The sequence below is a fragment of the Halorubrum californiense DSM 19288 genome (assembly GCF_000336875.1).
Classification (GTDB): domain Archaea; phylum Halobacteriota; class Halobacteria; order Halobacteriales; family Haloferacaceae; genus Halorubrum; species Halorubrum californiense.
Genome location: NZ_AOJK01000020.1, coordinates 19,193 through 45,387, shown reverse-complemented (window position 1 = coordinate 45,387; position 26,195 = coordinate 19,193). Strand labels below are relative to the sequence as shown.

General features: G+C 68.7%; 25 protein-coding genes and 1 pseudogene. 11 read left to right on the top strand and 15 right to left on the bottom strand.

Features of this window, described 5'->3' with window-relative positions:
• The 4 genes from C463_RS19435 to C463_RS18945 all read left to right on the top strand — a co-directional run.
• The coding region (locus C463_RS19435; protein WP_204365866.1) for a hypothetical protein at positions 1-371 on the top strand (371 nt) is incomplete at its 5' end.
• Between the two features lie 4 nt (positions 372-375).
• Complete coding sequence (locus tag C463_RS04040) at positions 376-942, top strand: hypothetical protein (RefSeq protein WP_152422359.1); 567 nt, start codon at positions 376-378, stop codon at positions 940-942.
• Positions 935-1,333, top strand: coding sequence for a hypothetical protein (locus C463_RS18375; RefSeq protein ID WP_152422358.1), 399 nt, complete (start codon positions 935-937; stop codon positions 1,331-1,333). The genes C463_RS04040 and C463_RS18375 overlap by 8 nt, the downstream gene beginning before the upstream one ends.
• A gap of 312 nt (positions 1,334-1,645) precedes the next feature.
• A complete protein-coding gene (locus C463_RS18945; RefSeq protein WP_160163094.1) occupies positions 1,646-1,819 on the top strand; it encodes a hypothetical protein in 174 nt (57 codons plus the stop codon).
• Positions 1,820-1,930: 111 nt separating this feature from the next.
• Here C463_RS18945 and C463_RS17405 read toward each other — a convergent pair whose 3' ends face one another.
• The 3 genes from C463_RS17405 to C463_RS04030 are packed head-to-tail and all read right to left on the bottom strand — an operon-like array spanning position 1,931 to position 6,579.
• Positions 1,931-3,481 carry a site-specific integrase gene (locus tag C463_RS17405; RefSeq protein WP_080510761.1) on the bottom strand — a complete coding sequence of 517 codons (1,551 nt, stop codon included), beginning with the start codon at positions 3,479-3,481 and terminating at the stop codon, positions 1,931-1,933.
• Positions 3,482-3,525: 44 nt separating this feature from the next.
• Complete coding sequence (locus C463_RS04035; RefSeq protein WP_008441280.1) at positions 3,526-5,094, bottom strand: phospholipase D-like domain-containing protein; 1,569 nt, start codon at positions 5,092-5,094, stop codon at positions 3,526-3,528.
• Between the two features lie 54 nt (positions 5,095-5,148).
• A complete protein-coding gene (locus C463_RS04030; protein ID WP_008441279.1) occupies positions 5,149-6,579 on the bottom strand; it encodes a HEAT repeat domain-containing protein in 1,431 nt (476 codons plus the stop codon).
• A 166-nt stretch (positions 6,580-6,745) separates the two neighbouring features.
• Here C463_RS04030 and C463_RS04025 point away from each other — a divergent pair, with 166 nt between their 5' ends.
• Positions 6,746-8,212 (top strand): MATE family efflux transporter, encoded by a 1,467-nt coding sequence (locus C463_RS04025; RefSeq protein ID WP_008441278.1) that lies wholly within the window; start codon positions 6,746-6,748, stop codon positions 8,210-8,212.
• A 22-nt stretch (positions 8,213-8,234) separates the two neighbouring features.
• On the opposite strand, the gene C463_RS04020 is transcribed toward C463_RS04025, so the two are convergent.
• The 4 genes from C463_RS04020 to C463_RS04005 form a co-directional block, all read right to left on the bottom strand.
• The gene (locus C463_RS04020) at positions 8,235-8,822 is read right to left on the bottom strand and encodes a cysteine hydrolase family protein (RefSeq protein ID WP_008441277.1); all 588 of its coding nucleotides are present in this window, start codon (positions 8,820-8,822) and stop codon (positions 8,235-8,237) included.
• Positions 8,815-9,687, bottom strand: a complete 873-nt coding sequence (locus C463_RS04015) for a YqcI/YcgG family protein (protein ID WP_008441274.1) — start codon at positions 9,685-9,687, stop codon at positions 8,815-8,817. The genes C463_RS04020 and C463_RS04015 overlap by 8 nt, the downstream gene beginning before the upstream one ends.
• A gap of 512 nt (positions 9,688-10,199) precedes the next feature.
• Positions 10,200-11,684, bottom strand: coding sequence for a sodium:solute symporter family protein (locus tag C463_RS04010; RefSeq protein WP_008441273.1), 1,485 nt, complete (start codon positions 11,682-11,684; stop codon positions 10,200-10,202).
• Positions 11,681-11,950 (bottom strand): DUF3311 domain-containing protein, encoded by a 270-nt coding sequence (locus C463_RS04005; protein WP_008441271.1) that lies wholly within the window; start codon positions 11,948-11,950, stop codon positions 11,681-11,683. The genes C463_RS04010 and C463_RS04005 overlap by 4 nt, the downstream gene beginning before the upstream one ends.
• Positions 11,951-12,127: 177 nt before the next feature.
• Between C463_RS04005 and dnaG the strand changes: the two genes are divergently transcribed.
• Positions 12,128-13,687, top strand: coding sequence for a DNA primase DnaG (gene dnaG, locus C463_RS04000; RefSeq protein WP_008441270.1), 1,560 nt, complete (start codon positions 12,128-12,130; stop codon positions 13,685-13,687).
• A 356-nt stretch (positions 13,688-14,043) separates the two neighbouring features.
• On the opposite strand, the gene C463_RS03995 is transcribed toward dnaG, so the two are convergent.
• Entirely contained in the window at positions 14,044-15,102 is a 1,059-nt protein-coding gene (locus tag C463_RS03995; RefSeq protein ID WP_008441268.1) for an A24 family peptidase, read from the bottom strand.
• A 221-nt stretch (positions 15,103-15,323) separates the two neighbouring features.
• On the opposite strand from C463_RS03995, the gene C463_RS03990 reads away from it, so the two are divergent.
• Positions 15,324-15,860, top strand: a complete 537-nt coding sequence (locus tag C463_RS03990) for an HPP family protein (RefSeq protein WP_008441266.1) — start codon at positions 15,324-15,326, stop codon at positions 15,858-15,860.
• Between the two features lie 6 nt (positions 15,861-15,866).
• On the opposite strand, the pseudogene C463_RS03985 reads toward C463_RS03990, so the two are convergent.
• The 7 genes and pseudogenes from C463_RS03985 to C463_RS20095 all read right to left on the bottom strand — a co-directional run bounded on the left by C463_RS03985 (position 15,867) and on the right by C463_RS20095 (position 21,332).
• Positions 15,867-17,256, bottom strand: a pseudogene (locus C463_RS03985) (DUF6498-containing protein).
• A 61-nt stretch (positions 17,257-17,317) separates the two neighbouring features.
• Positions 17,318-17,530: a hypothetical protein gene (locus C463_RS03980; protein ID WP_008441265.1), complete on the bottom strand. Its 213-nt coding sequence runs from the start codon at positions 17,528-17,530 to the stop codon at positions 17,318-17,320.
• Complete coding sequence (locus tag C463_RS03975) at positions 17,527-18,561, bottom strand: GNAT family N-acetyltransferase (RefSeq protein ID WP_008441264.1); 1,035 nt, start codon at positions 18,559-18,561, stop codon at positions 17,527-17,529. Before C463_RS03975 ends, C463_RS03980 begins: the two co-directional genes overlap by 4 nt.
• On the bottom strand, positions 18,558-19,883 hold the full coding sequence (gatD, locus tag C463_RS03970; RefSeq protein WP_008441263.1) for a Glu-tRNA(Gln) amidotransferase subunit GatD: 1,326 nt from the start codon (positions 19,881-19,883) through the stop codon (positions 18,558-18,560). The genes C463_RS03975 and gatD overlap by 4 nt, the downstream gene beginning before the upstream one ends.
• Positions 19,884-20,082: 199 nt before the next feature.
• Positions 20,083-20,358, bottom strand: a complete 276-nt coding sequence (locus C463_RS03965; protein WP_004597247.1) for a PadR family transcriptional regulator — start codon at positions 20,356-20,358, stop codon at positions 20,083-20,085.
• Between the two features lie 477 nt (positions 20,359-20,835).
• Positions 20,836-20,982, bottom strand: coding sequence for a hypothetical protein (locus tag C463_RS19140; protein WP_007345373.1), 147 nt, complete (start codon positions 20,980-20,982; stop codon positions 20,836-20,838).
• A 125-nt stretch (positions 20,983-21,107) separates the two neighbouring features.
• A complete protein-coding gene (locus tag C463_RS20095) occupies positions 21,108-21,332 on the bottom strand; it encodes a hypothetical protein (protein WP_008441262.1) in 225 nt (74 codons plus the stop codon).
• Between the two features lie 576 nt (positions 21,333-21,908).
• Between C463_RS20095 and priS the strand changes: the two genes are divergently transcribed.
• Genes priS through C463_RS03940 form a run of 4 tightly spaced genes read left to right on the top strand, consistent with a single transcriptional unit; the run spans position 21,909 to position 26,134 of the window.
• Positions 21,909-23,072, top strand: coding sequence for a DNA primase small subunit PriS (gene priS, locus C463_RS03955; RefSeq protein WP_008441261.1), 1,164 nt, complete (start codon positions 21,909-21,911; stop codon positions 23,070-23,072).
• Positions 23,073-23,082: 10 nt separating this feature from the next.
• Entirely contained in the window at positions 23,083-24,201 is a 1,119-nt protein-coding gene (locus tag C463_RS03950; RefSeq protein WP_008441260.1) for a hypothetical protein, read from the top strand.
• A gap of 9 nt (positions 24,202-24,210) precedes the next feature.
• Positions 24,211-24,858: a DUF998 domain-containing protein gene (locus tag C463_RS03945; protein WP_008441259.1), complete on the top strand. Its 648-nt coding sequence runs from the start codon at positions 24,211-24,213 to the stop codon at positions 24,856-24,858.
• A 25-nt stretch (positions 24,859-24,883) separates the two neighbouring features.
• Positions 24,884-26,134: an MBL fold metallo-hydrolase gene (locus C463_RS03940; RefSeq protein WP_008441255.1), complete on the top strand. Its 1,251-nt coding sequence runs from the start codon at positions 24,884-24,886 to the stop codon at positions 26,132-26,134.
• Positions 26,135-26,195 lie beyond the last annotated feature (61 nt).

The window sequence follows — 26,195 nt, the reverse complement described above, 5'->3', positions numbered from 1 at the left end:
TTGATCCTCATGCAATGGCACGAGAAGTGGCAAGTCGGTTCCCCGATGGAGATCATCCAAAACTGATTGCGAGGTTCCATACCCATCCGAGTGGTTCGACAACTCCCAGTGCGAAAGATAAGGAAAGTGCTTCAGTCATCCGTGACTCTTTCGTTGAAGCATTTGAAACGGAAGATTTCGAGTTCTTCCACGGGATCCATGGGTTCAATGAGCATGGTGACCAGCCCAACGTATCAGAGCGTCAGCATCCCGCGGAATCGAACGGGACGGTTTCTTGGAAGGGAGAGCGATGTCAACACAATCTCGCTGTCTACGGGAGGCATTTCAAACAACAAAAGAAAATCATCATACGGTCTCCGGACGGTGGTTAGTATGATGAATCGAACTGACGAGAACACGTTGCAGGATGTGATCGAGCAACTCGATGAGGAGGAAGCATCAGCGCTCAGGTCACTGATTGATGAAAGTCCGGAACTGCTTCGCCAGATTCTCGATGAATATGGTTATCTTGAGGAAGTCCGAGCGACGGATGACGGTCGATTCATCTCGAATGCGGAGTCGGTGACTCTCACCGAGGCTCAAACAGAACTCAGTCACCACCTCGATAGTGTACTGAAAGAGTCGATGACTCTGTCGGAAATCCTTGACGAGGTGGGCTCGGAAAGCGCGGAGTTTAGGGAACAATACAGCTCCGCCCAATACCGATCATGGCTGGGGGATCAACTGGCTGCGCTCGTTAGTACAGGCCATATTGGACGGTTCAAAAAAGGTAGGACAGTCCATTATACGAGTACACCGGAAGAAGCAGTCCGTCACTGGGGTCGATTGAACGAACGGTTCCCTGAGGACATCTCGATCGCCGATGTGCGAACTATCTCCTCAGACACGGGGATGCCAAATAATGTCGTACGCGACGCGATCAGACAGGTATCCAATGAGTAACAATCACACGTTATCAGATGGTGGGAGAGAAGCGAATCCGGAACCACCCATCCCTGAGGCTCTCGAAGCGATCCATGACCAGCTGGGGTTGCTAGGAATCAGAGCCAACGAAGCTCATGCACATCTCTCCGCACTACGGTCACTCTCACACGACCAGACAGAGATACAATCAGATGTTGCGACTGCAGAAGCTGAGGCACTGGTGCGTCAGCTTGGGTCTCTCCAAGAGGAATTAGAGACAGCAATCGACCTAGCTGTCGTCACAGCGAGTGAAACCAAAGAATCAGCTGACAGTGACGATGACCAATACCACCACTCAGTTGAGATTCCACAAACGTTGTGGAATACGAGCTACGGTGCGTATCCATCAGTCAGAGAGGAATCAGGATGATTTGGCTCTGCTGAGATCCCATTTTCAGTTATATTTCCATCTAAAATCGTCAGCCGCTGAAGAGTATCAATAAATTGAATGACTATACTTTGTTCACAAATGATGGGGAATCCCATATGCGATTGGTATTCATAGGTTCCTTCGCCTGTATTGACCGTTCAGAGTAACCAATTAGTGCTTGCCCACGAAGTGGGACATGCGTTCTACGACGCGTGGATTCCGGAGAGTGGGATCGAAGAACAACCACGGCTCTTTCGAACTACTGACGAAAAGGAACAAGCTCGAAGGCTTTCGGAGCGACTTCATGGGCCGATGATCGAAACAGAGGGCTCATTCAGTGATTATCGAAAAGGAAGCGATGAGGAACTTGCTGCTGTCGTGTTCGTTTCCCGGATCATTGAACCGATAGCTGCCCAGCGAATTGCTCCTCATTCTGTCGGACGATTAGAAAATGTCTTTGGAGACTTCTCAGACCGTCTGTTCTGAGCTGCTATGAGGTGAATCGTTTTAGGACCCCGTTGTGGGTCCTCTTGATCTATGATGCGCCAGATAATCCGCAGAAGCTGCACAAATATGTACGTTATTTATTCAGATTTACTAATCTCTGATCGAACCGTACAATTTTTCCTTGTATTCAGTCCCTGTTAAATTTTCATCTACAGACGATTCCCCGCGGAGCCACTCAAGGAATTCTTCATCTTCAGCGAGTTCATAATCTGCTTGATGTAATTGGTAGTTCTGTTGCTGACTCGATGATAAAATCAAACGCTTCACTGACTCCACTGCCTCTTCTGGCAAGCTGTCAATATCAATCTCATCTAAAATCGCTTCGTGTGCTCCTAGCGGCTCTCCGATCTCAGCGCGCTCAACTAAAAACGACATGAATACTGCAGTGACCCACGAAAATTGTTCACGCGGAAGTCGCTGCATCGTTGGTGTTGTACTTGCCATTCCCTCATATTTTTTACACAACGGGTCCTCCTCGGGAGCGATTAACAGATCAGAGTACAGTTGGTACCAGTCAGTTGGTTTCGAATCAACTCTCACAGAACAATACGGACAATTACGAGCATCGTACGGGATATCCCGTCCGCATCGCGGACACCCCATCAGTTCTGGTTCAACACTCCCAGATTCAGCTTCTATACCCCGAGCCTGCAGTACGGACGCAATCTTATCTTCCTGAGTCACGTGACTATACCGTTTCATCTGATTACTCCCTTCAGACCAATCTAATGTATGTTCGATATCCATATCACTATACTCAGAAGATTTCTTCATATACGTCACTCGTGCGTGACGAAAACAATGGACGTATACGCGATCTTCATCAATTCCCGCACCTTCAGCCGCTCTCTTCAGTTGTTTCTGAACCGCTTCAGACGACATGTGCTCCCCGTAGTGTCGTTCCTTATCAGTTCGACAAAATAGAGCCGCATTAGGGTCATCACTCCGCGGGTGGTCGGCTAACCAGTTATCTAAATACCCTCTCGAAATCGTCACCGGCTTCTTATCCCCGCCAGCACCTTTGTCCCCCGTAACACCGAGAGGAGCTGACAACAACCCGTACTCATCGTTTACATCCTCATAGTGTTTGACTTTCAACGACATCAACGCCGTTGAACGCCAGGCGCACTCCCAGCAAACCGCAATCACAGCTTTTGTTCGAGTCTTGTCGGCTGCATCGATCAAATCCCAAACTTCGTCCCTATCAAGCACCCACTCCTCATCGATTTTACTCTGAGTGACTGATGGAACATCAATGTCAGACAGGGCATCGATACCACGAGCTTGCCCGAAATCCTCCACAGTCCGCAGGTACTGTCGGCGTGTTCCATCGGAATACGATTCTCCTTCACCTTTGTTTTTCTCGGCCAGGTCTGCCATTCCTAAGTTGATATCGTCAACGTCACACTCTCTGAGGGGCTTATCAAGCACTTCAGCTAACCTCCGAAGCCGTCCGATGTAATTGAAGGCACAGCTGTAGTCTACACGGTCGGTAACTGTCTGCGCGTAGAGTCGCAGGTCCTTCCGGTCAATTTCTCTTGGTACACGGTATTCCCCATCCTCATTTTGCGCAGTGATGTTCTGCTTCTCGTGTTCGAACTCACGTTGGTAGCTGTTAGGATCGTCACCTGATGCGACCATACACCGTGGTTGGGTTAATGGTATAACAACCTGTGGACGGCGTTTCAGTTGAGGCTGCCGACGACGGCCGCGTCGTCGACGACGAGCCCCTTCGCGTGGACCTTCCCGAACCGCCCGCGCGGCTCGGCGAGGTCGACAGCGATCGGCTCGTCCGCCAGCCGCTCAGAGAGGTTCCGGTTCGCCTCCCGGTCGTACCACGCGTCCGAGAGCAGCAGGTGAACGTCCACGCCGCGGTCGGCCGCGCGCCGGAGCGCGCGGACGATCCGGTCGTTCGGACCGCCGACCCGCGGCACGACCGCGAGGACCCGCTCGTCGGCGGCGTCGATCCGCGCGACGATCCGGTCGGCGGCGTTGCCCGGGGCGGTGAGGACGGTCACGTCCGCAGCCGCCGGCTCCGGAGGCGCGTCGAACCGCGCCGGATAGGAGCCGTTCGCGCGCCCGCCGCCGTGGAACTCGGTGTCGGCGCGGAACTCGTGCCACGGCCGCGCGTCGTGCGCCTCGAAGTCGGCGGCAAACAGCGCCGCGAGGTCGTCGGCGACGGCGGCGCGCCCTGAACCGGCACCGACCGCAACGCCGGTCTCGTCGCCCCCGACGACGACGCCCCAGCCGCGGTTGCTTCGTCCGCCCGTCCCCGACGGCTTCCAGTTCTCCGTGAGGACGACGGCGCGGTCGTCCGCGACCGCGTACTTCGCGTGGTGGAAACGGAAGCGTTCGACCTCCCCGTCGAGGATCCGGACCTCGACCCCCGCGGCCGTCAGCCGGTCGAGCAGGGCCGCGCTCCGCGCCGGGAACCCGCCGACCGGCGACCCCTCAAGCAGCACCCGAACGGTGACTCCCCGGTCGGCGGCCGCGACGAGCGCCTCGACCACCCGCTCCGAGGTCAGCGTGTAGCCCGCGACGAACAGGCGGTCCTCCGCGCTCCGGAGGGGGTCGACCGGGAGGCCGGGGCTGTCGGGGAGCACGAACGGCGTCACGTCGGCGTTGGCGGTCCGACGCGGCGACCGCCGTTCGTACCCACGGGGTCGCCACTCCCCCCAGTCGGCGCGCCAGCGGTGTCCCTCGGGCGCGCGGTCGTAGTCGACCGCGGCGACCGTCGTCCCGTTCCGGCGGAGCGCGATCCGGTCACCGGACGCGGCGAGCGGGAAGTGATCGTCGAGCGCGCGGAGCGTCGGCTCGCCGGTGCCGCCGTTGCCGGCTACTGCGGTCTCGTCGTCGAGCAGGGGCGTCGCGTTCGCGGGGTCCATCGAGAGGGCGACGACGCCGCTGGCGTTCGCCGGGACCTCCGCCTCGTGGTGCCCGTCGGAGAGCGACCAGTTCCCCCGCTCGGGGAGCCGGACGACGAGGTACTCGCCGCGGTTCTCCGCGGTCGTCGGATTCGGGAACAGCTCGACGATCCGCGGCGCCGTGGACACGAGCGTCAGGTTCTCGGGGCTCTCGCTCGACGGTGCGGCGGCAGCGCCGCCGGGGTCGACTCTGCCGACTTCCGGGTCAGTTCCAGCGTCGCCCGCGACGGCGACCGGGACGACGGCCGCCGAGACGAGCAATCCGAGCGCGACGACGGCGGCGACGCTCGCGGTCGAGTGGATCGGGACACGGAACGGAGCGGGTGACACGAGGGGAGTGCCCTCGGTATCGGATAAGAAGGGTCGGCGGAACGGCGGGCCGCGTCAGGCCGTCGGCGCGGGCTCGGCCTCGTCGAGCGCCTCCCGCGCCTTCTCGCCCTCCGTCGAGACGACGAAGGAGTGCTCGTCTGCGTACTCGGCGACCGCTTCGAGCGCCTCCCGAGTGCCGATCTGGCGGAGCGCCCACCCGGCGGCCGCGCGGACGTCGTCGGACGGGTGCGCTTCGAGCGCGTCGGCGAGCGGGTCGACGGCGCGGGTGTCGCCGATCAGGCCGAGCGCGCGGGCGGCGTGGGGGCGGACGAGCTCGTCGTCGTCGCCCTCGGGGTCGAGCCGGTCGGCGAGCGGCTGGACGGCCTCCGGCGCGCCGATCTCGCCGAGCGCCTTGAACACGGCCTTCTGGAGCTGCGGGTTCGAGTCCTCGGGGACGTACTCGACGAGGGTGTCGGTCGCTTCCTCGGCCGCCATCTTCCCGAGGATCCGGATCGCGGGCTGGTCGCGCTTCTCGGCGCGGCCGAGGATCTCCTCGACGGACGCCTCGGTCTTGCCGCGCTTGCCCATCCGCTCGAACGCCTCCAGACAGTGGCGCTCCATGAACTCGGACTGGAGCGAGTCGAGCGCGAGCAGGATCATGTCGACGTTCCCCTGCGCCTCGTGTTCCTTCAGCGCGGCCCACTCGACCGGGAAGTCCTTGTAGTGGCCGAGTACGTCGTAGTACCCCTGCGCGCGGAGCTGCTCGTGGGTCTCGAGGTCGTCCCACTCCTCGGCGTCGTCGAGGCCGGTCTCCAGTTCGTCGGTCGCCTCCAGCAGCGCGGCGATGTCGGCCGCGTCCTCGTCGGCGTCGAGGTCGGCGTCCCCGACCGCGGCGGCCACGGCGTCGAGCGCCGCGGTGAGCTGTTCGACGGGGGACGGAGCCCCGACAGCGGCCGCCTCGCCGCCCTCGTCCGCGGCGAGGAGGGCTTCGGGATCCTCCTCGGCCGCATCGAGCGTGTCGTCGATCGCGTCGGCGGCCGCGTCGGCGAACGACGCCACGGCGGCCGCGACGTCCTCGTGGCCGGCGTCGGTCCACTCGGTTTCCTCGATCTTCCCGGCGGCGGTCTCGATCGCTTCGACGACGTCCTCGCCGTAGGGGCCGCGGGCGTCCTCGACGCCGTCGCGAAGCTCCGCGACGCGGTCTTCGAGGTCGCCGCGGGGGTCGTCCGCGTCCTCGTCGTCCTCGTCCGGCTCGGGGAGGTCCGCCTCCGCGATCCCGGTCTCCGCGTCGTTTAGGAGCGCCTCGACGTCGTCGAGGTCGGCCTCCGTCTCGGCGGCCTCGAGGCGGTCGGCGATCTCGTCGAGGTACTCGTTGAGGGACTCCTCGGTCGCGTCATCGGGGAGCGTCGGAGCGGCCGTCTCCGTCGGCTCGCCGGCGTCCCCGCCGTCGTCCGCGGCGTCGGCCTCTTCGGAGGCGTCGGCCGGGTCGTCGTCGCCGTTGCTCATATACCACGAACTCCGTGTGTAGTCCATTAAGAGGTTTCCCTTCGCGGGCGGCTGGCGACCGAGTGCGGGGGGAGGAGCGGGCGAACCGGCGGCGGACGACCGGTGAGAGAGTCGTGTTCACAACCAGCACACTTTTATTATCACCTACCAATACCGGAACAATTCGATGTTCGACGTCGACCGCGAGGCGATCACCGACGGGCCTGTCGGCCGAGTGCTGCTCGTCCTCGCCGCGCCGCTCGTCGCGCAGAACGTCGTGTACGTCGCCAACGCACTGGTCGACACGTTCTGGCTCGGACGGGTCGGCGAGGACGCGGTCGCCGCGGTCGGTCTCAGTCTCCCGATCCAGTCGCTGCTCGGCGCGACGGTCGTGGTCGGCGCGGTCGGCACACAGATCCTCGTCGCGCAGCGCGCCGGCGACGGAGACGAGGCGGGCGCGCGACGCGTCGCGGTCAACGGCGCGGTCGTCGCGCTCGCGGTCACCGCGGCGGTCGCGATCCCGGTGGTCGTCTACGCCGAGGAGGTCGTGGCGCTGCTCGGCGCCGACCCCGCGCTCGCCGGGACGACCGCCACGTACCTCGCGATCGTGATCGCCGTCCTCCCGCTGGGTGCGGTCGGCGACACCGTCGAGAACTGCTTCACGGCGTACGGCGACACCCGGGCGGTGTTCCACGTGAGCCTCGTGAGCGTCCTCGTCAACCTCGTCGCGGCGCCGGTCCTCATCTTCGGGGTCGGTCCCGTCCCGCGGCTCGGCGTCGCCGGCGCCGCGCTCGGCACCGCGCTCGCCGGCGTCGCCGGCCTCCTGTGGATCCTCGCGTACGCCGCGGGGGTCGGCCGCGACACCTTCCGACTCACCCGGGAGGCGTTCGCGCTCGACTTCGAGACCGCCCGCGAGGTCGTCTCGGTCGGACTTCCACTCGGCGGCCAGCGCGGCGTGAGCGAACTGGCCCGCGTCCTCGTCGTCGGACTCGTCGCGATCGCCGGCGGCGCGGCGGGCGTCGCGGCGTACACGGTCGGCGCCCGGGTCGCGACGCTCGCCATCGTCCCGGCGCTCGGGATACAGCAGGCCGCCCAGTCGATGATCGGACAGAATCTCGGCGCGGACGCCCCCGAGCGCGCCCGTCGGACGACGGCGGTCGGCACCGGAATGGTCGTCGCCGGGTTCCTCGCGCTCGGCGCCGTCCAGTTCGCCTTCGCCGGCGGGATCGCGGACCTGCTCGCGCCCGACCTCACCGCCGACGGCCGAGCCCTCGCGGCCACGTACCTCCGGATCCTCGGCGCCTCCTACTGGGCGCTCGGCGGTACCTACACCCTGCTGGCCGGGTTCAACGGCGCCTCCCGCACCCGGACCTCCTTCGTCGCCGACCTGATCAAGTACTGGGGGGTCCGGTTCCCGATCGCGGTCGCGGCCGCCCCGGTCGCGACGACGTTCGGCGCGTTCGGCGTCACGGTGGCGCCCGGACTGGGCTGGGGCGTCGAGGCCGTCTTCTGGGCGGTCGCGGCCTCCAACGTCGTCGGCTTCCTCAGCCTCGGCGGGTACTTCCTCTACACGACGCGGCGCGGGATGTTCGCGAACGCCGCCGACCGCGCGAGCGGCGGGGGCGCGGACGCCGCGGACGCCGCCGACGACTGAGCGGGACGACGGGAGAAACCCGTCAATCCGCGATCAAGTCGGCGCTCTCGACGACCGTCGCGAACTCGCCGTTCAGGTGCGCGAGCGCGACGCGGTGGGAGGTCTCCGGGTCGATCCGCTCGCCGTCGGGGGCCTCGCGAGCGTGCGTCGCCGTCGCGTCGGCGACCACGCGCACGTCGTAGCCGCGGTTCTCGGCCTCGCGCGTCGTTGTGGAGACGCAGTGGTCGGTGGTGAGCCCACAGACGACGAGCGACTCGTGCCCGTTCTCGCGGAGCCACGCGTCGAGCCCGGAGTCGAGAAACGCGCCGTTGACCGACTTCTCGAACGTCGGCTCGTCGCCGACCGGCGCGGTCTCCGGCTTCCACGCGAACCCGGGGGCGTCCGGCCGGAGGGGGGAGTCCGATTCCGTGGAGGCGTGCCGGACGTGCGCGACGGGGCGGTCGGCTTCGCGCCAGCGGTCGAGGAGCGCGGCCGCGGCCGCCTCGGCGTCGGGGTTGTTGCGCTCGCCCCAGTCCGGCCCGTCGAAGCCGGTCTGGAAGTCGACGAGGAGGAGGACGGGGTCGTCGGCCGCGGCGTTCGTCGCGTCGTCGCCGGCGGCCCGGTCAGTCATCGCCGAGCCCCGCGGTGACGGAGTCGTCGAGTTCGCCCGCGTCGGCGTCGTCCCCGAACCGCCGCCACGCGCCGGGTTCGAGCAGCGCGTCGGGGGCCTTCGGGTGGTCGCGCGTCGGGTCGAGCGGGCAGGCGTCGGGGCTCGCATCGTCGTCCTCGCGGAAGAGGTACTGCTTCCACTCGCGGTCGCCCTCCGCGCCCCAGTCGCCGAGGTCGGCGTGGGGGCAGACCCCGTCGTAGTCGCCCATCCGGTCGCGGATGGTCTCGCGGGCGCGCTCGCCGGCCTCGGTGTCGGCCGTGATTCCCTCGAAGACGGCGCGGGGCTGGAACGTGATCTCCAGGCCGACCGGCGAGTACCGGCTCTTCCGGTCGTCGTAGAACGGGGCGCGCGAGGTCGGGAACAGCGCCTCACCGCCGAAGCAGAACTCCCAGCGCGGCGTGTCGGGGTCGGTCGGGATGTCGTCGGGCCACGGCGCCGGGTCGTGGACGTGGAGGAACTCCAAGACGTGCCAGAGCCGCTCGTGGTAGTGCGCCTCGCCGCGGTCGCCGGCCGGCGGCTTGAAGAACACCGCGAGGGGCGCGCGGTCGGCGTGGTTCTCGTATGTGTCGAGGTACTCCAGCAGGACGTCGCGCAGCCGCAGCAGCGCCGCCGGGTCCGTCGTCGACTCGCAGGCGGCGTACAGGAGGTCCCCCTCGCGCTCGACCTCGATGCCGAAGTAGCAGGGGAACGGCGACCCGTCGCGCTCGCCGAGCATCGACTCCCGGAAGGTTCGGTAGTGCTCTTGAAGCCACGGCGGCGCGTCGTCGAGCCGACCGCGGAGCGTCTCCTGGTCCAACAGCACGCCCTCGGTCCCGGGCTCGTTCATACGCGTTGTCGGGGATAGACCGGCTTTTGGCTTTCGCCGGGTTCGGCGTGGCGGGAACGGTTCGGCGACGCGATTTCCACCCGACCAGTGCGGTGGCGCGTGCCTGCGAGCGGCCGCCATCGGCGGCCGCGAGGAGCACGCGCGAGGGACGCCGCGAGCGTAGCGAGCGGCGAGGCTGGGGAGGCGCGAGGCTGCGGGGCTGTGCGGGGCGGGATTCAAAGGGGCAGTCGCGAGGACGAAGCACACCGACGTAAGCACCGCAGCGAGTGAGCGGAGCGAACGAGCGAGGAGCGCAACGAGGTGCGCGAGTCCTCGCGGCTGGGGCTTTGGGAGTATTCGCCGAAAAGGACCCAGACGCGTAGTACCGATCGACTGGGGCGTTGGCGGTGTCCGCCGCCGATCCGCGGTCAACTATTTATTGGCGAGTACCCGAGGCGTTGGCGACGGCCGCAACCGATCCGTCGTCGACGAGATCCGAAACGCCGGACGACGACGAACTGCCGTCGCTGCGTTCAATCACTTACGACCGCGAACCGCGAGGCGTCGCCCTCCTCCGTCGGCGCGGTGAGCAGCGAGACGCCGACGGTGAGCGCGCCGGATAGGGCCATCAGCCCGAGCGCCACGTCCCAGCCGCCGAGGACGGTCCGCGGGAGCGTCGGGACGGCGCCGACGACCGCGGACAACACCACCGCGAGGTACGCGACCTGTGGGACGGCGACGCCGGCGATCATGCCCGTTCGCGTCGTCCGCGACCAGTAGAGCGCGCAGATCACGGGGAACGCGAGCAGCGCGAAGCCGGAGAAGGCGGTGTCGCCGACCTCGATCAGCGTCCCCGGACGGAACAGGCTCGCGACGAACGCGAGCGTCGCGAACGCCGCCACGCCGACCCGCGCGATCCACGCCTCGCGCCGCTCGGAGGCATCCGCGTCGACGAGCGGGCGATACAGGTCGCGGGTGAAGTACGACGACCCGGAGAGCAGCATCGAGTCCGACGAGGACATCATCGCCGCCATCGCGCCGGCGACGACGAGCGCGGCGAACCACGCCGGCGCGTACTCGGACAACACGACCGGCAGCACGTTCGCTCCCTCGGGCACCTCGATCGGCGTCCCGGCCGCCCACGCGCCGAGCATGAACGCGGGGAGGAACAGCAGCAGGACGAGGACGGGCCACAGCGCGAACGACCGCTTCAGCGTCTCGGCCGACTTCGCGACGAAAAATCGCTGGTTGATCTGCGGGAACATCGTCACCCCGAACGCGATGGTGATAGCCGTCGAAATGATGAACCCGGGCGAGTACGTCCCGCCGCCGAAGCTCCCGAACTCGGGTCGGGCCGCGAGCATCCCCTCGGTCGCGGCGCCGACGCCCCCGAGCGACGAGACGACCCACGCCGCCGCGACCCAGACGACGGAGAGCATGAAGAGTCCCTGTAGCGTATCGGTCCACGCCACGCCGCGGAGCCCCGCGACGGCGACGTAGAGGATCATGAACGCCGTGATGAGCGCCGCGCCGCCCCAGTAGGGGACGGCGCCGTCGGTGAGGCCGACGAGCGCCTCGCCGGCGCCCATCTGCTGGAGCATCACGTACGGGAACAGCCACAGGAGGCTCACGCCCGCGACCAGCGCGCGCAGCCCGGTCGAGCCGAACCGGTCGCCGAGCATCTCGCCGAGCGTCACGTAGCCGTTGCGGGCGCCGATCAGCCACTGTTTGTAGCCGATCACGTACCACAGCACGGCGAACAGGACGCCGTCGAGCGTCCCCATCACGATCAGCCACTCGGGACCGGCGGCGTACGCGAGGTTCGGCCCGCCGAAGAAGGTGAACGCCGACAGCAGGGTGGCGAACGTCGTGAACAGCAGGACGAGCGTCCCGATTGACCGGCTTGCGAGATAGTAGTCCTCGGCGGTCGCCTCCGAGACCCGGTACGCGACGAGACCGAGCGCGAGCGCGACGACGAGGTAGCCGACGACGACGCCGAGCGAGAGGCCGAGCGTCACCGCTCGTCACCCCCGCGGGCGGCGCTCCCGCTCCCGTCGACGGGCGGTGCGGTCGCGGCGCGGCCCATCCCGCGCTCCCACGCGCCGCTCCGGACGAACAGCGCGAACAGGGCCGCGCACAGCCCGAGCCACGCGACGTGCCACCAGATCCACACCGGCAGCCCCGCGACGACGCGGTCGACGCCCCACAGCGGCCACGGCACCGCGAACGCGACGAGGACTGCGAACGTCGGTATCCACACGAGATCGCTCCGTAAGCGCGTCATGTGGAATACTGGTACGTCTATGAACACTAAGAACTATCGAATAAGTTCGAAGTTGCGTGTTGGAGAGAAATTTTCTTCAACAAACCACGCCGGAGGGACGTGGCGATAGCTATTTTCCGCGAGGAACGCAACCATACACGGACGGGCGCTACCGCCCGACATCACCATTCACCACTCATGAAAGACACTGAAAAATACCTGATACACGCCACCATCGCGGCCGACGGCGTCGTCGAGCGGAGCGACGTCGTCGGCGCGGTGTTCGGCCAGACGGAGGGGTTACTCGGCGACGAGCTGGACCTCCGGGACCTCCAGGAGTCCTCGCGCGTCGGCCGGATCGACGTCTCCGTCGAGTCCGAGAACGGCCAGTCGTTCGGCGAGGTCACCGTCGCGTCGAGCCTCGACAAGGTCGAGACCGCCATCCTAGCGGCCGCGCTGGAGACGATAGACCGCATCGGTCCCTGTCACGCCTCGGTCGAGGTGACGAGCATCGAGGACGTGCGGGCGGCCAAGCGCCGCGAGGTCGTCGAGCGCGCGAAGGAGCTGATCGCCGGCGGCTTCGAGGAGACGAGCCTCGCGAGCAGCGACGTGCTGGACGAGGTCCGCGACGCCGCCCGCGTCGAGGGCATCGTCGACTACCGGGGGCTCCCCGCCGGGCCGCGCGTCGGCGACTCCGACGCCGTCATCGTCGTCGAGGGGCGCGCGGACGTGCTCACGCTGCTCGACTGCGGGATCAAGAACGCCGTCGCCGTCGAGGGGACGAACGTCCCCGAGGCGGTCGTCGACCTGACCGCCGACCGGACCGTCACCGCGTTCCTCGACGGGGACCGCGGCGGGGAGCTCATCCTCCGCGAGCTCGCGCAGGTGGGCAACGTGGACTACGTCGCGTTCGCACCGCCCGGCGAGTCCGTCGAGGACCTCGACCGCGACGCCGTCTTCGAAGCACTCCGCGGGAAGGTGCCGTACGCGAGCCTCGCGGACGCCGCCGACCTCCGAGCCGCCGCCAGCGACGAGGAGGTCGCCGACGGCGACGATCCCGGGTCGGTCGCCCGCGTCGGCGACGGCGGGGCGCTCCCGGGCGACTCCTCCGGCGGCGACTCGACAGGGCCGTCGACCTCGGGGCCCGCGTCGCCCGAGATCGAACCGGAGCCCGAGTCGGACGACTCGGAGGACTCCGACGGGACGGCCGAAACCGGCGATCCGCCCCCGTCCGGCGGAGCGAGCGACCCGCCGGAACCGCAGCCGGCGACGACCGACGACGGCGAGACGCGATCGAGCGTCGAGCCCGACGGCGAGGACGACCTCGGCGACGGCTCCGGCACGGACTCTGTAGGCGATACCGATGCCGAGCAGATCGGTGGGGCTGATGAAGCCGAGTCCGAGCCCGTCGAGGAGACCGGCGAGTCCGACGACGAATCCGACGAGCCCGACGAACCGCGGACGATGGCGGCGCACGTCGGCGAGGTCGTCGACGGGGAAACCGGCCGTGCGCGGCTCCTTGGCGACGAGTTCGACGTCTTGGACGAGGTCGACGCCGCGGAGGCGTTCGACGCGGTCGAGGGCGCCGAGCCCGCGCCGCACGCCGTCGTCGTCGACGGCACCGTCGACCAGCGGCTGCTCGACGTGGCGGCCCAACGCGGCGTCGGCGACGTCGTCGGCCGCGACCTCGGCGAGTTCGTGAAGCGCCCGGTCGGGACGCGGGTGCTGACGGCGGCGGACCTCCGCGCCGGAAGCTGACGATGCGACGCGGTCGTCGTCGCTTATTCATAAATTGGTGACACGGGGTCAGCGTGGAATACCTCCAAAGCCCCAGTCGCGACGACTCGCGCGGCTTGCTGTGCTCCTCGCTCAGTCGCTTCGCTCCTTCGCTGCGGTGCTTACTGCGCCGGGCTTCGTCCTCGCGACTGCCCCTTTGAGTCCCACCCCGCACAGCACCGCGACCACACCTCACGCCTCCCCAGCCTCGTCAGTCGCCTCCGCTTCGCTCCGGCGACTGACCCCCTCGCGCGTGCGATTCGCGCCTTTCGGGCGCTCATCGGCACGCGCCACCGCAGCCACCTCGTCGGTTGATAAACCACGTCGTCAGTGCCGGTTCAGACCAGCCCGAGCGCGCCGAGCAGCGCGAACAACGCGTCGCCGAACGTCAGCGAGACGACGAGGCCGACCGCCATCGGGACGACGAACGGCATCCCGGGCGAGACCAGCACGCGGTCCTCGCGGGCGACGACGTCGAGGCCCTCACGGAGCGTCGCGGCGTCGGTGCCGTAGGCGCCGTGGTCGATGTCGTCGAGGAAGCGCTCTGCCGCCCACGGGTCGTCGAGTTCGCGGTCGGCAGCGTCGACGGTTCCCGCGCCGACCGCGCGTTCCCCGTCCGAGGGCGCATCGTCGACCGCGCGCCCCCCGTCGGTGGGCGCGTCGTCAACTGCGCGCCCCCCATCCGTCCGCGGCCCGACGTGGGTCCCGCCGTCGGTCGGGTCGAACGTCTCGCCGACCGAGTCGGGGTGACGGCGCCCGTCCGGATCGCTCCGCAGGTCCGCGAGCGTGAGCCCCCGCCAGCGGAGGTACATCCGGAGCGCGTCGAGGTCGAGGCCGCCGCGGGTCGGGCCGTCCGGGGCCTCGAACAGCCGGCCGTGGCGGTCCGGCAGCGAGTCGGTCGCGACCGGACGCGCGAAGAACATGAGACGCGAGGTCTCGCCGCGGACGAGGTTGAGAGCCGCCAGCCCGACCGGGTACGCGAGCCCGAGGAGGACGGTGTTCGTGAGGATCGTCAGCGAGAACACGCCGAGCTGGGTGTCGACGAGCGGGAGCGTGACCCCGGCGAGGTCGTACGCCGGGAACGTCGGGAAGAGTATCGCGAGCGCGATCATCGCCTTCGCGTCGGCGCCGCCGAACGCGCCGAGGTACCAGAAGGCGTAGCCGAGCGGCGCGACGAACAGCAGGCTGATCGCGGCCCGCACGAGGAAGATCCGCCCGTCGAACCCCGCGAACGGCCACAGCGAGACGGCCTCCCAGAGCAGCAGCAGCGCGCCGAACAGATACAGCGGCGGCCACAGCCGATTCGGGAGGCGCCGGGTCCGGACGTCCCGGAGCGCCGCCCACGCGAACACCGGGACGACGACGAGTCGGAGGAGGTCCGGCAGCGTCGCGATCATGTCTCCACGGGCGAGACGGGACCAATTATGCGTTCGGGTTCTGCTATCGAGAGCGATATCGCACCGCGGGCGCCGACGCTCCGTTCGACGGTCCGTCGGCGCCCCGTTCCGCGAGCCGTCGGCCCCCGTTCCGCGAACTGCCGGCACCCGGTTCCGCGAGCCGCCGGGGCACCGTATCTGATTCGCCGGGCATTTCTGAGTCGCCCGCCGACCGGGGCGCAATGCGCCGCCGCCTCGGGACGAGCCTCTACGCCGGCCTGCTGTTCGCCGTCCTCGGTCTCGTTGCGTGGGCGACCGGCCAGCCGTTCGTCTTCCCGAGCCTCGGCCCGTCCGCGTTCGTCCTCGCGTTCGACCGACGGAGCGAGCGGGAGCGCGCCGTCCGCGTCGTCGGGAGCCACCTGATCGGCGGGCTCACCGGGCTCGCGGCGTGGACGATGATCGCTGACGGCGCCGCGCTCACGGCGACGCCGCCCGCCTTCTCTCCCGAGGGGTCCCGGCTGACCGCGAGCGCGGTCACCTCGCTCGTGGCGACCAGTTGGGCGATGATCGCGACCGGGACGGTCCACCCGCCGGCGTGTGCGACGACGCTCATCGTCTCGCTCGGCCTGCTCTCGACGCCCGCCGAAGTGGCGATCATCGTCGCGAGCGTGACCGCCCTCGTCGCCTTCCACGCCGCCGTCATCCTGCTGTTCAAGCGTCTCGTCGGGGATACGCACCCGCTGTACGGGTGGGACGAGGCGGGGGACGCGAACCCCTGACGCGAGTCACTCGACCGATCGGTCCGAGCCGTCCGGTCGGTCCGGCTGACGGTCGAACACGTCGAGTATCGGTTCGGGGTCGGGGAGTCCCGGAATCCGGTACTCGTCGTCGCGGAGTTCGATCACGACGGTCTCGGTTCCCAGTCGCCGGTCGAGCCAGCCCCGCTTCACGCGCAGGTCGGTCTCGTCCCACGGCTCGACGCGCCAGAGCGTCGCGCCGGACAGGCGATCACGGGCGACGAGCGCGTCGGCGCCGGCGCGGTAGGCGACGAGCCCGTACCGGAGTTCGTGGTCGACGGCGGCGGGGGCGAGCGGGAGCGCGACGGCGACGGCGAGGAGGAACGCGGCGGTCGCCCGCTCGCCGCCGACCGCGAACAGCGCGGCGCCGAGCGCGGGGAGGGAGGCGAGGTACCACAGCCCCGGGTGGCCGAGCGGCGTCGTCAGCGCCCCCGCGAGGCGAGCGCGGCGGGGCTGGCGAACCGTCTCGATCGGTCCCGCGAGCGATCCGTCGACCGGATCCGTCGACGGCGGGTCGTAGGAGAACCCCAGATCGAGCGCGGACGACTCGTCGAACGCCGCCAGCCGGTCGCCGTACAGGCTCGCGAGGTCGAAGGCGAACTTCACCCCGACGATACANCCCCAGATCGAGCGCGGACGACTCGTCGAACGCCGCCAGCCGGTCGCCGTACAGGCTCGCGAGGTCGAAGGCGAACTTCACCCCGACGATACCGAGCAGGAGGGGGAGCCCGATCGCGTCCGCGTCGAGCGCGGAGATCGGCGCATCGTCCTCCAGCGTTCCCGCACCGACGACCGTGACGGTGAACAGCGCGCCGAAAAAGATCGCCGCGCCCCGGGCGAACACGCCTTGGATCGCCGTCTGGGCGCTGTGGTCGCGGTACTCGCCGCGGCCGAAGTACTCGACGAGCGTCGTCACCCCTTGGCCGACGAAGATCGCGAGCGTCGCGAGCATCACGGTGTCGACCACGGTCGAGACCGTCCCTTCCTCGACGACGACGCCGACGGTAAGCGTGCCCACGACCGCCCAGACGACCGCGAGGATCGGCGCGGCGACGGGGAGAACGAACAGCGACGAGAGCCGGACCTCGACGCCGGTCCACGGGATCGACAGCCCGACCCGTCGCTGCGCGAGCGGGCCGAGGATCAGCCCCTGCTGGTCGAGTTCGGACGGTCGGCCGGCGAACAGCGCGCGGACGAGCGCCCACCCGGAGGCGATCCCGAGTTCGAACCAGTACAGCGTCATCAGCGCGGCCGCGTTCCAGCCGAGCGAGACCACGCCGACGAGCGGGAGCAGGTTGGCGAGCGCGACTGACAGCGCGCGGGGGCGACGGCCCCGACCGAGCGCGCGCACCCGGTCGAACGGGCGGAGGGAGGGCATCCGTCGGTCGTTCCGAGCCGCGGCACAAAAGCGCCGCGGAGGGGTCGCGACGCGCGGCCGGCTACCGCGCCGGACCGGCGTCGCGGTGGAGGTACAGGTACGCGAGCACCGGAACGATAGTGAAGAGGAGCGTCGAGAGCGCCCAGAAGACCGCGTAGCGGCTCCCGCGCGCCCTCGCGTCGCGGTAGATCCAGACCGCGGCGGCGACGACCACGCCGTAGATCACCAGCGTGAGCGGGAGCGACCACGGGAGCGCGACGCCGAAGAGGGTCATGCCCCACCGCTGGTGAGGTCCGCGCACATCACGAAGTCGGGCTCGGCCGCGACCGACACGCGGTTCGCGGCGGCGTCGCTCACGTGTTCGACCGTCTCGGGGATCAGCACGCGGGCCCCGTCGGCCGCGGCGGCGTCGGCGGCGACCGCGTCGAAGAGCGCGCCGGCCGCGTCGACGTCGCGCCACGCGGCGACTCCGTACGTCGCCGTCCGGGTCGTCGCGCCGTCGACCTCGCGCTCCGTCACGCGGGTCCGGACCGCGAAGCCGGCGAGCGCGTCGGCGTCGGCGACCGCGAGCAGCCGGTCCTCGGCCGCGGCGGTCGCGAGTCGCTCCGGGGTGAGCTGCGAGCAGGCCCACCCCTCGCCGGGGTCGAGCGCGAGCCCGCGCAGGTGGTCTCGAGCGTCGCTATCGCTCCAGAACGCCCACGCGGCGTTCGGGTCGGGCTTGTCGAGGATGCCAATGCGACCGGTGCCGGCGAGCGCGTCCGGGTCGGGCTCCGGCTCCGCGAACCGGAACTCCGTCTCGGGTTCGAAGCCGACGGCGCGCGACTGGCCGAGCCCCATGACGTTCCACGAGAACACCATGTTGCGGCAGACGGTCGCGCCGCGCTCGCGGGACCAGTCGAGCGCGGCCTCCGAGAGCGCGGTGCCGACGCCGTGGCCGCGCGCCGCGGGGTCGACACGGATCCCCTGTGCCCACGCCTCCCACTCGCTGAGGAGCGCGGCCTGAATACAGCCGACGACCGCCTCGGAGTCGCCCGCGTCGGCGGCGCCGTCGCCCTCGCCCGCGACGAGCGTGTCGCCCGACTCTCGGCCGTCGAGGTCGGCGGCATCGACGGCCTCCGGGGGAAGCGTCGCGACGAAGGTGCCGCGGTCGGGGTCGTCGGACTCGGCCCACTCCGAGAACACTCGCGGGATGTAGTCCTCGTGGCGCTCGCCCCAGGTGTCCCGCGTGAACGCTTCCACCGCGTCGGCGTCGGCGGGGCGCGTCTCGCGGACGACGACGTCGAACTCCTCCCCCGACCCCGTCATCGCCAGGGCCGCGACTCCTCGGTCAGTTCGCCCGCGAGGTCGCGCGTCATCACGTCGGCGGGGTCCGAGCGGTTCGCGAGCGCCCACATCAGCTTCACCTTCGCGGTGCCGGGGAGGGTGTCGCCGGCCTCGACGACGCCCGCGTCGAGCAGGTCGCGGCCGGTGTCGTACACGCGGTCGCAGACCCGGCCGGCGAGACACTGGCTCGTCATCGCGATGACGGTCCCGCTCTCGACCAGTTCCTCGATCCGGGGGATGAGATCGGTGTGGACGTGGCCGAGCCCCGTCCCCTCGATCACGACGCCGTCCTTGTCGTCTAAGTACGCCCACGCCGCCGGGTCCATCCCGGGCGTGAACTTGACGAGTTCGACGTCGCCGTCGAGGTCCGGGTCGCGGGAGACGGACGCGGAGTCGTCGGCGTCCGCACCGCCCTCGTCGGACTCACCGCGCGGGAGCGGCTCGCGGTTCCACTCGATGGCGGCGTCGGCCGCGTCGCCCTCGGCGCCCGCCTCGGCGGCGGCCGCGTAGTCGATCCGGCCGAGGGGCGCGGCGCCGACCGTCTCGAAGGCGTCCCGGCGGGAGGTGTGGTTCTTGCGGACGCGCGTCCCGCGGTGGAGCGCGCAGGCGTCGTCGGAGGGGCTCGCGTGCATACAGACGAGCGTCTCGCTATGCTCGGCCTTCGCGGCCTCGACGGCGCACACCGCGTTCATCACGTTGTCGGAGGAGGGTCGGTCCGCGGAGCGCTGGCTCCCGGTGAACACGACCGGCACCGGCGAGTCGAGCATGAAGGAGAGCGCGGAGGCGGAGTACTGCATCGTGTCGGTGCCGTGCATCACGACGACGCCGTCGGCGCCCGCCTCGACCTCCTCGGCGACCGCGTCGGCGAGGTCGCGCCAGATGGACGGGTCCATGTTCTCCGAGAGGATGTTCGCGACGACGCGGCCGCGGTAGTTCGCGCGCCCGGCGAGTTCTGGGACGGCCCGGAGGACGTCCTCGGCGTCGAACTGGGCGGTGACGGCGCCGGTCCGGTAGTCGACGGTGGAGGCGATGGTCCCGCCGGTGGAGATGAGCGAGACGGTGGGGAGGTCGTCGTCGAAGGTGATCTCCGAGGTGGCCTCGCCGTCGTCGTCGGTCTCGGCCGCGGAGTCGACCTCGCGGACGCCGGACTCCAGCACCTCGGCGTCCGCCTCCTCGCGGTCGATACCGACGTTGTAGCCGCCGTCGAGCTTGACGACGAGGTGGTCGCGCGTCGTGGAGGGGAGCAGTACGCCCTCGTTGGTGACGCCCCCGCGCTCGACGCGGACGCGATCTCCCGGTTGCATACGATCCGGTTCCGCCGGGGCGGACTTGAATCCAACCGTTCGCGGCGGCGCGCGGGTCGCTCCGGTGGGAGCCGACGTCCGGATATTCGGAGTCGACCCCGGGGACTCGGAGACGAACGAAAGGGAGGCGGAGAATCGGAGGGGGAAGCGGCGGAGGCCGACGGCTACGGGCCGATCGCGGGATCGACGGGCCGCCGGGTCAGTGTTCGATGTACTCGGCTTCCCAGTCGGTGCGGGCCTCGATCTCGCGGCGCCCGCGGCGGGTCAGCGTGTAGTAGTTGGTGCGGCGGTCGCGCTGGCCCTTCTCGACGAGCCCCTTCTCGACGAGCGTGTCGAGGTTGGGGTAGAGGCGGCCGTGGTGGATCTCCTTCTCGTAGTACTCTTCGAGTTCCTCCTTGATGGCCAGCCCGTGCGGCTCGTCGAGCCCCGCGATCACGTAGAGCAGGTCTCGCTGAAAACCTGTGAGGTCGTACATACAACTGCCAGTACATATCTTTCGAAAATAAATAAATATACCGTTATATCAGTCCTCGTACGACCACGCTCCGCCCCCTACGGCCACGTAACAGACGGGGGCGTTCTGTCAACTCCGTAACTCTCACGAGAGGCGGATTCGGCTATCCGCGGCCGAAGATCGTTTTTGCCGTCTGATATGTATGGCAGATTCGAGGACAGCGACCATCCGTCGGGGCACCCCGAACGGGAGAATCCCGGAGCAGTCGAATGAAGACGCCGTAAAAGCGACAGGGGAGACGTACGTCTAAAAGTGGGCGAGGCGCGGGCGCGAGACGAGAAGCCAAGGGCTGAGCGGTCGAGTATCGGAAGAAGGCACGCCCGACGCGGAAAAAGCCGCGTCGGGCCTGCCGATTGGTCCCCGCTGACGCTTCGGCCCTCCAGACGAAGCGTCACCTGTACGTACAGGATAGAACGTCATAAACGTGTCGTACGGCGCTCACATATGTTCTTCTTCTAACACCCATCCGAGCGCGCGCTTGTAGTGGGTGAACAGCTCCTCGACGCCGCGGTGGTTCATCTCCTCGTCGTCCAACTGTTCGCGGAGGAACTCGTACTGCTCTCTGACTTCCTCTTCGGAGCGCATGCGGGGTGAGAGGGGGCGGCCTCGGATAGTGTTGTGGCCGGGAGTCCGTCGAGGGTCGGTTCGGAAGGGGGGCCGGATCCCGTCGTCGGAACTCCCGAAGTCGAGGGGATTCGAGCACCCGGCGGCTATCGGTACCACGCGACGAAAGGGCCGGCTATCAGCAGCACGCCGACGGCGGTCAGTATCGCGCCGAACTGCGGCGACCCGTTGAGCGTCGTCATCCCGAGCATCATCGTTACACCGATCATCGTCGTCAGAAGGCCGGCTACGAGGAAGACGGCGCCCCACACGACATCGGGGATCAGTTTGGCTATCTCACCGATGAACACGTCGAGTATCTCGTCGAGCATGGGGACCAGCCGTGTGTGGTCGACGATTCTGCCGACCAAAATACTGTCGACGGCCGGGGACGATGGCTTTCTGACCTGACTGATCGACGCGAACACCACCAAAGCCCCAGCCGCTCGGCCGTCCGTGGTCGTCAACAGTTCCTCGGCAGACTCCTCCAAAGCCCCAGCCGCGAGGGCTCGGTGCGGTCGCTGCGGTCCTCGTCAGTCGCTCGCTTCGCTCGCTCCCTCCTGCGGTCCTTGCGNAGGGCTCGGTGCGGTCGCTGCGGTCCTCGTCAGTCGCTCGCTTCGCTCGCTCCCTCCTGCGGTCCTTGCGTCCCGCGCCTTCGCCCTCGCGGCTGCCCCTTTGAGTCCACCCCACAGCACAGCAACCGCAGCCTCACGCCTCCCCAGCCTCGTCGGCCTCCATCCGCTTCGCTCCGGTCGGCCGACTCCCTCGCGCGTGCTCCTCGCGGCCTCCGCTTCGCTCCGGCCGCTCGCAGGCACGCGCCACCGCCCCTGTTTATTTACAAACAGTAGCGTCGCCGTCGCCCGTGAACGGTAACGTTGATACGTCGACCGCGGGTACGAGAGGAGACGATGGACGACCGGACCCGCGAGTACCTCCGGGGGCGGTTCGGCGACTACTACCGGTCGGTCTCGCTGTCGCTCCCGCCCGACGCGAACCTCCGCGAGTGGGGCCACATCCCGTGGACGCCCGGGTCGGGGACGACGATGGTCCGCCACCAGTCGCTGTTCGACCTCGGCGACGTAGATACCTTCTTCGCGGACAACGCGCCCCGCCACGCCTACTTCTCGGCCGCGCGCTACGACAACCCCGGCGCGGCGACGATGGGACAGAAGGGGTGGCGGAACGCCGACCTCGTCTTCGATCTGGACGCCGACCACCTCCCCGGCGTCGACCCCGAGACCACCTCGTACCCGGAGATGCTGGCGGCGTGTAAAGACGCCCTCCTGCGGCTTTTGAACTTCATCGACGACGACTTCTCGTTCGACGACGTGACCGTCGTCTTCTCGGGCGGGCGCGGCTACCACGTCCACGTCCGCGACGAGAGCGTCCGAGAGTTGGACAGCGACGCGCGCCGCGAGATTGTCGACTACGTGCGCGCGATTGACCTCGACACCGACAACCTGATCCGCACCGTCTCCGATCGCGGGACGACGAAGCGCGTCCTCCGCACCGAGGGCGGGTGGGGGGCGCGCGTCCACGACGCCCTGATCGAGTACGCAGACGACCTCCGCGAGATGGACGACGAGGCCGCGCGCGAGCGCCTGATGGAACTCGACGGGATCGGCGAGGGGCGCGCGAAGACGATCCGCGGCGCGTTCGACCGGAACCCGACCGCCGTGCGCGAGGGCAACGTCGAGGCCGGCGGCCCCGGCGTCCGCCGGCTCGTCTCCGCGCTCGCGTCGCGCGTGGCCGCCGAAGACGCCGCGCCGATCGACGAGCCGGTGACGACCGACACCCGGCGGCTCATCCGGCTGCCGGGGACGCTCCACGGCGGCTCCGCCTTGGTCGTCACGCCGCTCGACCGCGACGAACTCGCCGACTTCGACCCGCTCCGAGACGCGGTCCCGGACCGGTTCGTCGGCCGCGAGATCCGGATCGAGACGGACGCGGATCGGACGGTAGAATTAAACGGCGAGCGCGTCAGAGTTGAATCCGGTAGAAACACCGTGCCCGAGTTCGCGGGAGCGTTCCTGATGGCCCGCGGCGAGGCGCGGAAAGCCCCCGAACGATGACCGATTACAAATGAACCTCGACGAACTCCGGTCCGCGCAGGCGAAGGAGCGCCGGAAGGACAGCCTCCAGCACCTGCGGGACTCGTTTTACGACGACGTCGGCGCGTACGTCGCGGACCTGCGCGCCGCGCGCGACCGCCGCGCAGCGCAGGTGTCGAACCCGTTCGAGGACGACGACGTCCGCCGGCTCTCCGACGAGGTGGAGACCGCCGAGGAGGTCGCCGAGGCGCTGTACGAGCGCCGGGTCGGCAAGGTCGTCAAGCTCGCCTCCTTCGCCGCGGCCGACATGTCCGTCGACGGGGGGGGGATGACGACCGAGGAGCGCCGCCTGTTCGACGACTTGGTCGAGCGCATCACCGCCAACAAGTCGGAGGTCCTCGACGTGCTCGCGGGCGAGTCGCCGGTGTCGGCCGGGACGCCGGACTCCGGCGGGCCGTCGACGGTGGCTGATTCCGCGACTACAGCTGATTCCCCGGCGGCCGACGCCGCAGGGGCGACCGATTCGCCCGCGTCGCGCGAGCCAGCCCCGAGCGATCCGGCGCCCGAGACCGAGGACCCCACCGCCGACGCGGAACCTGCTGCTTCGGACGCCCTCGCCGGCGCGATGGGCGGCAACGACGGGGTATCGACCGGCGAGACGGACGCGCCCGGTGACGGGCCGCCCGAGCCGACCGGGACCGATCCGGCTCCCCCCGCGCCGGAGCCGGCGGAGAGCGCCGCGGTCGAGGGCGACGACGCCGCGGCCGACAGCGACGGCGATCCGACCCCGGTCCCGCCCGAGCCGGCCCCCCCGGGAGCGGTCGGCGCCGACGGGGCGAGCGACGACCCGGACGGTGTCGCCGCGGACCGCCCCGCGGACGACGCGGACGACGCGGACGAGAGTGCCGAGTCCGGAGCGACGACGGACGGCGGACCCGTGCCCGAAGCGCCTGCTGGCGGCGAGCCGGACGCCGGTTCGGAGCCGGACGAGGGCGCCGAGCGGGCCACGGTTCGGATCACCCGCGACGTCGGGGCCATCTTCGGCGTCGACGAGCGGGAGTACGAGCTCGCGAGCGAGGACGTCGTCTCGCTCCCGGTCGAGAACGCCGACCCGCTGGTCCAGCGCGACGCGGCCGAGCCGATCGACTGACCGCGGTCGATGGCGTCCGCTTCGACCGACGGTCGGGACGCCGACGCGCAATCTGATTCTCCCGAATCAGAGCGTGTCACGGCCGCGCTCGGCGCCGTCGCGACGCTCTTGGCGCTCGGCGGCATCGCGCTCGCGATTCTCCTCGACCCGGCCTTCTCGTGGGCGACCGACGCGCTCTCCGACTTGGGCGTCCGCGACGGGAGCGCCGCAGCATTCAATTGGGGCCTGATCGGCGGCGGGGCGGCCGGGGTCGGCTACGCGGCGGGGATCGGCCGAGCCGGTCGCCCGCTCCAAGCGGTCCTCCTCGCGCTGGCGATGGTCGCGATGGCTGGAGTCGGCGTCTTCGACCTCACGGAGCCGCTCCACGGACCGGCCGCGATCGGGTTCTACCTCCTTATCACGGTGTTGTTCGCCGTCGACGGGTGGATCAGGCGAGCGACGGCGACCGGCCGCGTCGCGCTCGCGTTCGCCCCGGTCCACGTCACCGTCTGGGCGACGTTCGTCGCCGGGTGGTGGCCCGTGACCGGGCTCGCGCTGCCGGAGCTTCCGGGGACGCTCATGCTCGCCGCGTGGGTGTGGGTCGTCGGACCGGCGCCGGTGGTCGGAGCGCTCCGGGGGCGGGCCGCGAGACGCGACGGTCCGACCGACGGACACTAACGCCGCGGGCGGCTACGGGCGTCCGATGGAGGTCGAGTTCCTCGGCGGCGCCCGCGAGGTCGGCCGGAGCGCCCTCCTCGTCGACGACGCGCTGCTCGTGGACTACGGACTCATGGCCGGCGAGCCGCCGCAGTACCCGGTCCGCGACCCCGAGCCGGAGGCGGTCGTCGTCTCCCACGGCCACCTCGACCACGTCGGCGCGGTCCCCGCGCTTTTGAAGGGCGACCGGCGGCCGCCGATCCACTGGACGCCGCCGACCGGCGAACTCGCGCGGACGCTCGCCGAGGACACGCTGAAGCTCCGCGGCAACAGCCCGCTGTGTCCGTTCGGCCGGGAGCACGTCGCGCGGCTGGGCGAGGTGGAGCGGCGGCACGGTTACGGCGACCCCTTCCCGGTGGCCGGCGGAATCGACGACGGCGGCTACGAGGTGACGCTGTTCGCGGCGGGACACATTCCGGGCTCCGCTCACGTCCTCGTCGACGACGGGGAGACGCGGCTGCTGTACACCGGCGACTTCCACACCGACGACCAGCGGCTAATCGCGGGGACGACCGCCCGCCCCGACGCCGACGCGGTGGTCTGCGAGAGCACGTACAGCGACGTGGAACACGACGACAGGAGCCGCGTCGAGGAGCGGTTCGCGGAGAGCGTCGAGACGACGCTCTGGGAGGGCGGGACGGTCGTCGTGCCGGCGTTCGCCATCGGGCGCACACAGGAATTGCTGCTGATCTGCGCGGCGCACGACATCCCCTGTTACGTCGACGGGATGGGCAAGGGGGTCACCGAGATGCTGCGGCAATACCCCGAGTTCGTCCGAGATCCCGAGGCACTTCGACGGGCGAAGTCGCACGCGCGCTTCGTCACCGGCCGCGACGGGCAGCGCGAGCGCATCGCCGACCAGCGCGCAGCGATCGTCACCACCAGCGGGATGTTGTCCGGCGGCCCCGCGATGACGTACATCCCCGCGATCCAGTCGAACCCGGTGAACAAGGTCGCGATGACCGGGTATCAGGTCGAGGGGACGCCCGGGCGGGACCTCTTGGAGTCGGGCCGCGTCGAGATCGACGGCCGCGTGATGCCCGTGAGCGCTCGGGTCGAACAGTACGACTTCTCCGCGCACGCCGACCGCGAGGGGCTGTTCGGGTTCCTCGATTCCTACCGGGACGCGACGGTACTCGTGAACCACGGTGACCGCTGCGAGGGGTTCGCGGCGGAGGTCCGCGAGGACGGGTTCGACGCGAGCGCGCCGAAGGTAGGAGAACAGATCCGGTTATAAACATCTTCACGGCGGCCCCACGGGGCAGTTCGCGAAATTAATAACAAGCAGGGCGGCGAGT

Excerpts from the sequence above, each read along its gene's own strand:
- gatD (WP_008441263.1), bottom strand. The coding sequence starts at position 19,883 with ATGCAACCGGGAGATCGCGTCCGCGTCGAGCGCGGGGGCGTCACCAAC.
- C463_RS03980 (WP_008441265.1), bottom strand. The coding sequence starts at position 17,530 with ATGACCCTCTTCGGCGTCGCGCTCCCGTGGTCGCTCCCGCTCACGCTG.
- C463_RS18945 (WP_160163094.1), top strand. The coding sequence starts at position 1,646 with ATGATCGAAACAGAGGGCTCATTCAGTGATTATCGAAAAGGAAGCGAT.
- C463_RS20095 (WP_008441262.1), bottom strand. The coding sequence starts at position 21,332 with ATGCTCGACGAGATACTCGACGTGTTCATCGGTGAGATAGCCAAACTG.
- C463_RS03975 (WP_008441264.1), bottom strand. The coding sequence starts at position 18,561 with ATGACGGGGTCGGGGGAGGAGTTCGACGTCGTCGTCCGCGAGACGCGC.
- C463_RS04040 (WP_152422359.1), top strand. The coding sequence starts at position 376 with ATGAATCGAACTGACGAGAACACGTTGCAGGATGTGATCGAGCAACTC.
- C463_RS19140 (WP_007345373.1), bottom strand. The coding sequence starts at position 20,982 with ATGCGCTCCGAAGAGGAAGTCAGAGAGCAGTACGAGTTCCTCCGCGAA.
- C463_RS03950 (WP_008441260.1), top strand. The coding sequence starts at position 23,083 with ATGAACCTCGACGAACTCCGGTCCGCGCAGGCGAAGGAGCGCCGGAAG.
- C463_RS04005 (WP_008441271.1), bottom strand. The coding sequence starts at position 11,950 with ATGACGCGCTTACGGAGCGATCTCGTGTGGATACCGACGTTCGCAGTC.
- C463_RS04015 (WP_008441274.1), bottom strand. The coding sequence starts at position 9,687 with ATGAACGAGCCCGGGACCGAGGGCGTGCTGTTGGACCAGGAGACGCTC.
- priS (WP_008441261.1), top strand. The coding sequence starts at position 21,909 with ATGGACGACCGGACCCGCGAGTACCTCCGGGGGCGGTTCGGCGACTAC.
- C463_RS17405 (WP_080510761.1), bottom strand. The coding sequence starts at position 3,481 with ATGGTCGCATCAGGTGACGATCCTAACAGCTACCAACGTGAGTTCGAA.
- dnaG (WP_008441270.1), top strand. The coding sequence starts at position 12,128 with ATGAAAGACACTGAAAAATACCTGATACACGCCACCATCGCGGCCGAC.
- C463_RS03945 (WP_008441259.1), top strand. The coding sequence starts at position 24,211 with ATGGCGTCCGCTTCGACCGACGGTCGGGACGCCGACGCGCAATCTGAT.
- C463_RS04020 (WP_008441277.1), bottom strand. The coding sequence starts at position 8,822 with ATGACTGACCGGGCCGCCGGCGACGACGCGACGAACGCCGCGGCCGAC.
- C463_RS03965 (WP_004597247.1), bottom strand. The coding sequence starts at position 20,358 with ATGTACGACCTCACAGGTTTTCAGCGAGACCTGCTCTACGTGATCGCG.
- C463_RS04030 (WP_008441279.1), bottom strand. The coding sequence starts at position 6,579 with ATGAGCAACGGCGACGACGACCCGGCCGACGCCTCCGAAGAGGCCGAC.
- C463_RS04025 (WP_008441278.1), top strand. The coding sequence starts at position 6,746 with ATGTTCGACGTCGACCGCGAGGCGATCACCGACGGGCCTGTCGGCCGA.
- C463_RS18375 (WP_152422358.1), top strand. The coding sequence starts at position 935 with ATGAGTAACAATCACACGTTATCAGATGGTGGGAGAGAAGCGAATCCG.
- C463_RS03995 (WP_008441268.1), bottom strand. The coding sequence starts at position 15,102 with ATGATCGCGACGCTGCCGGACCTCCTCCGACTCGTCGTCGTCCCGGTG.
- C463_RS03940 (WP_008441255.1), top strand. The coding sequence starts at position 24,884 with ATGGAGGTCGAGTTCCTCGGCGGCGCCCGCGAGGTCGGCCGGAGCGCC.
- C463_RS03990 (WP_008441266.1), top strand. The coding sequence starts at position 15,324 with ATGCGCCGCCGCCTCGGGACGAGCCTCTACGCCGGCCTGCTGTTCGCC.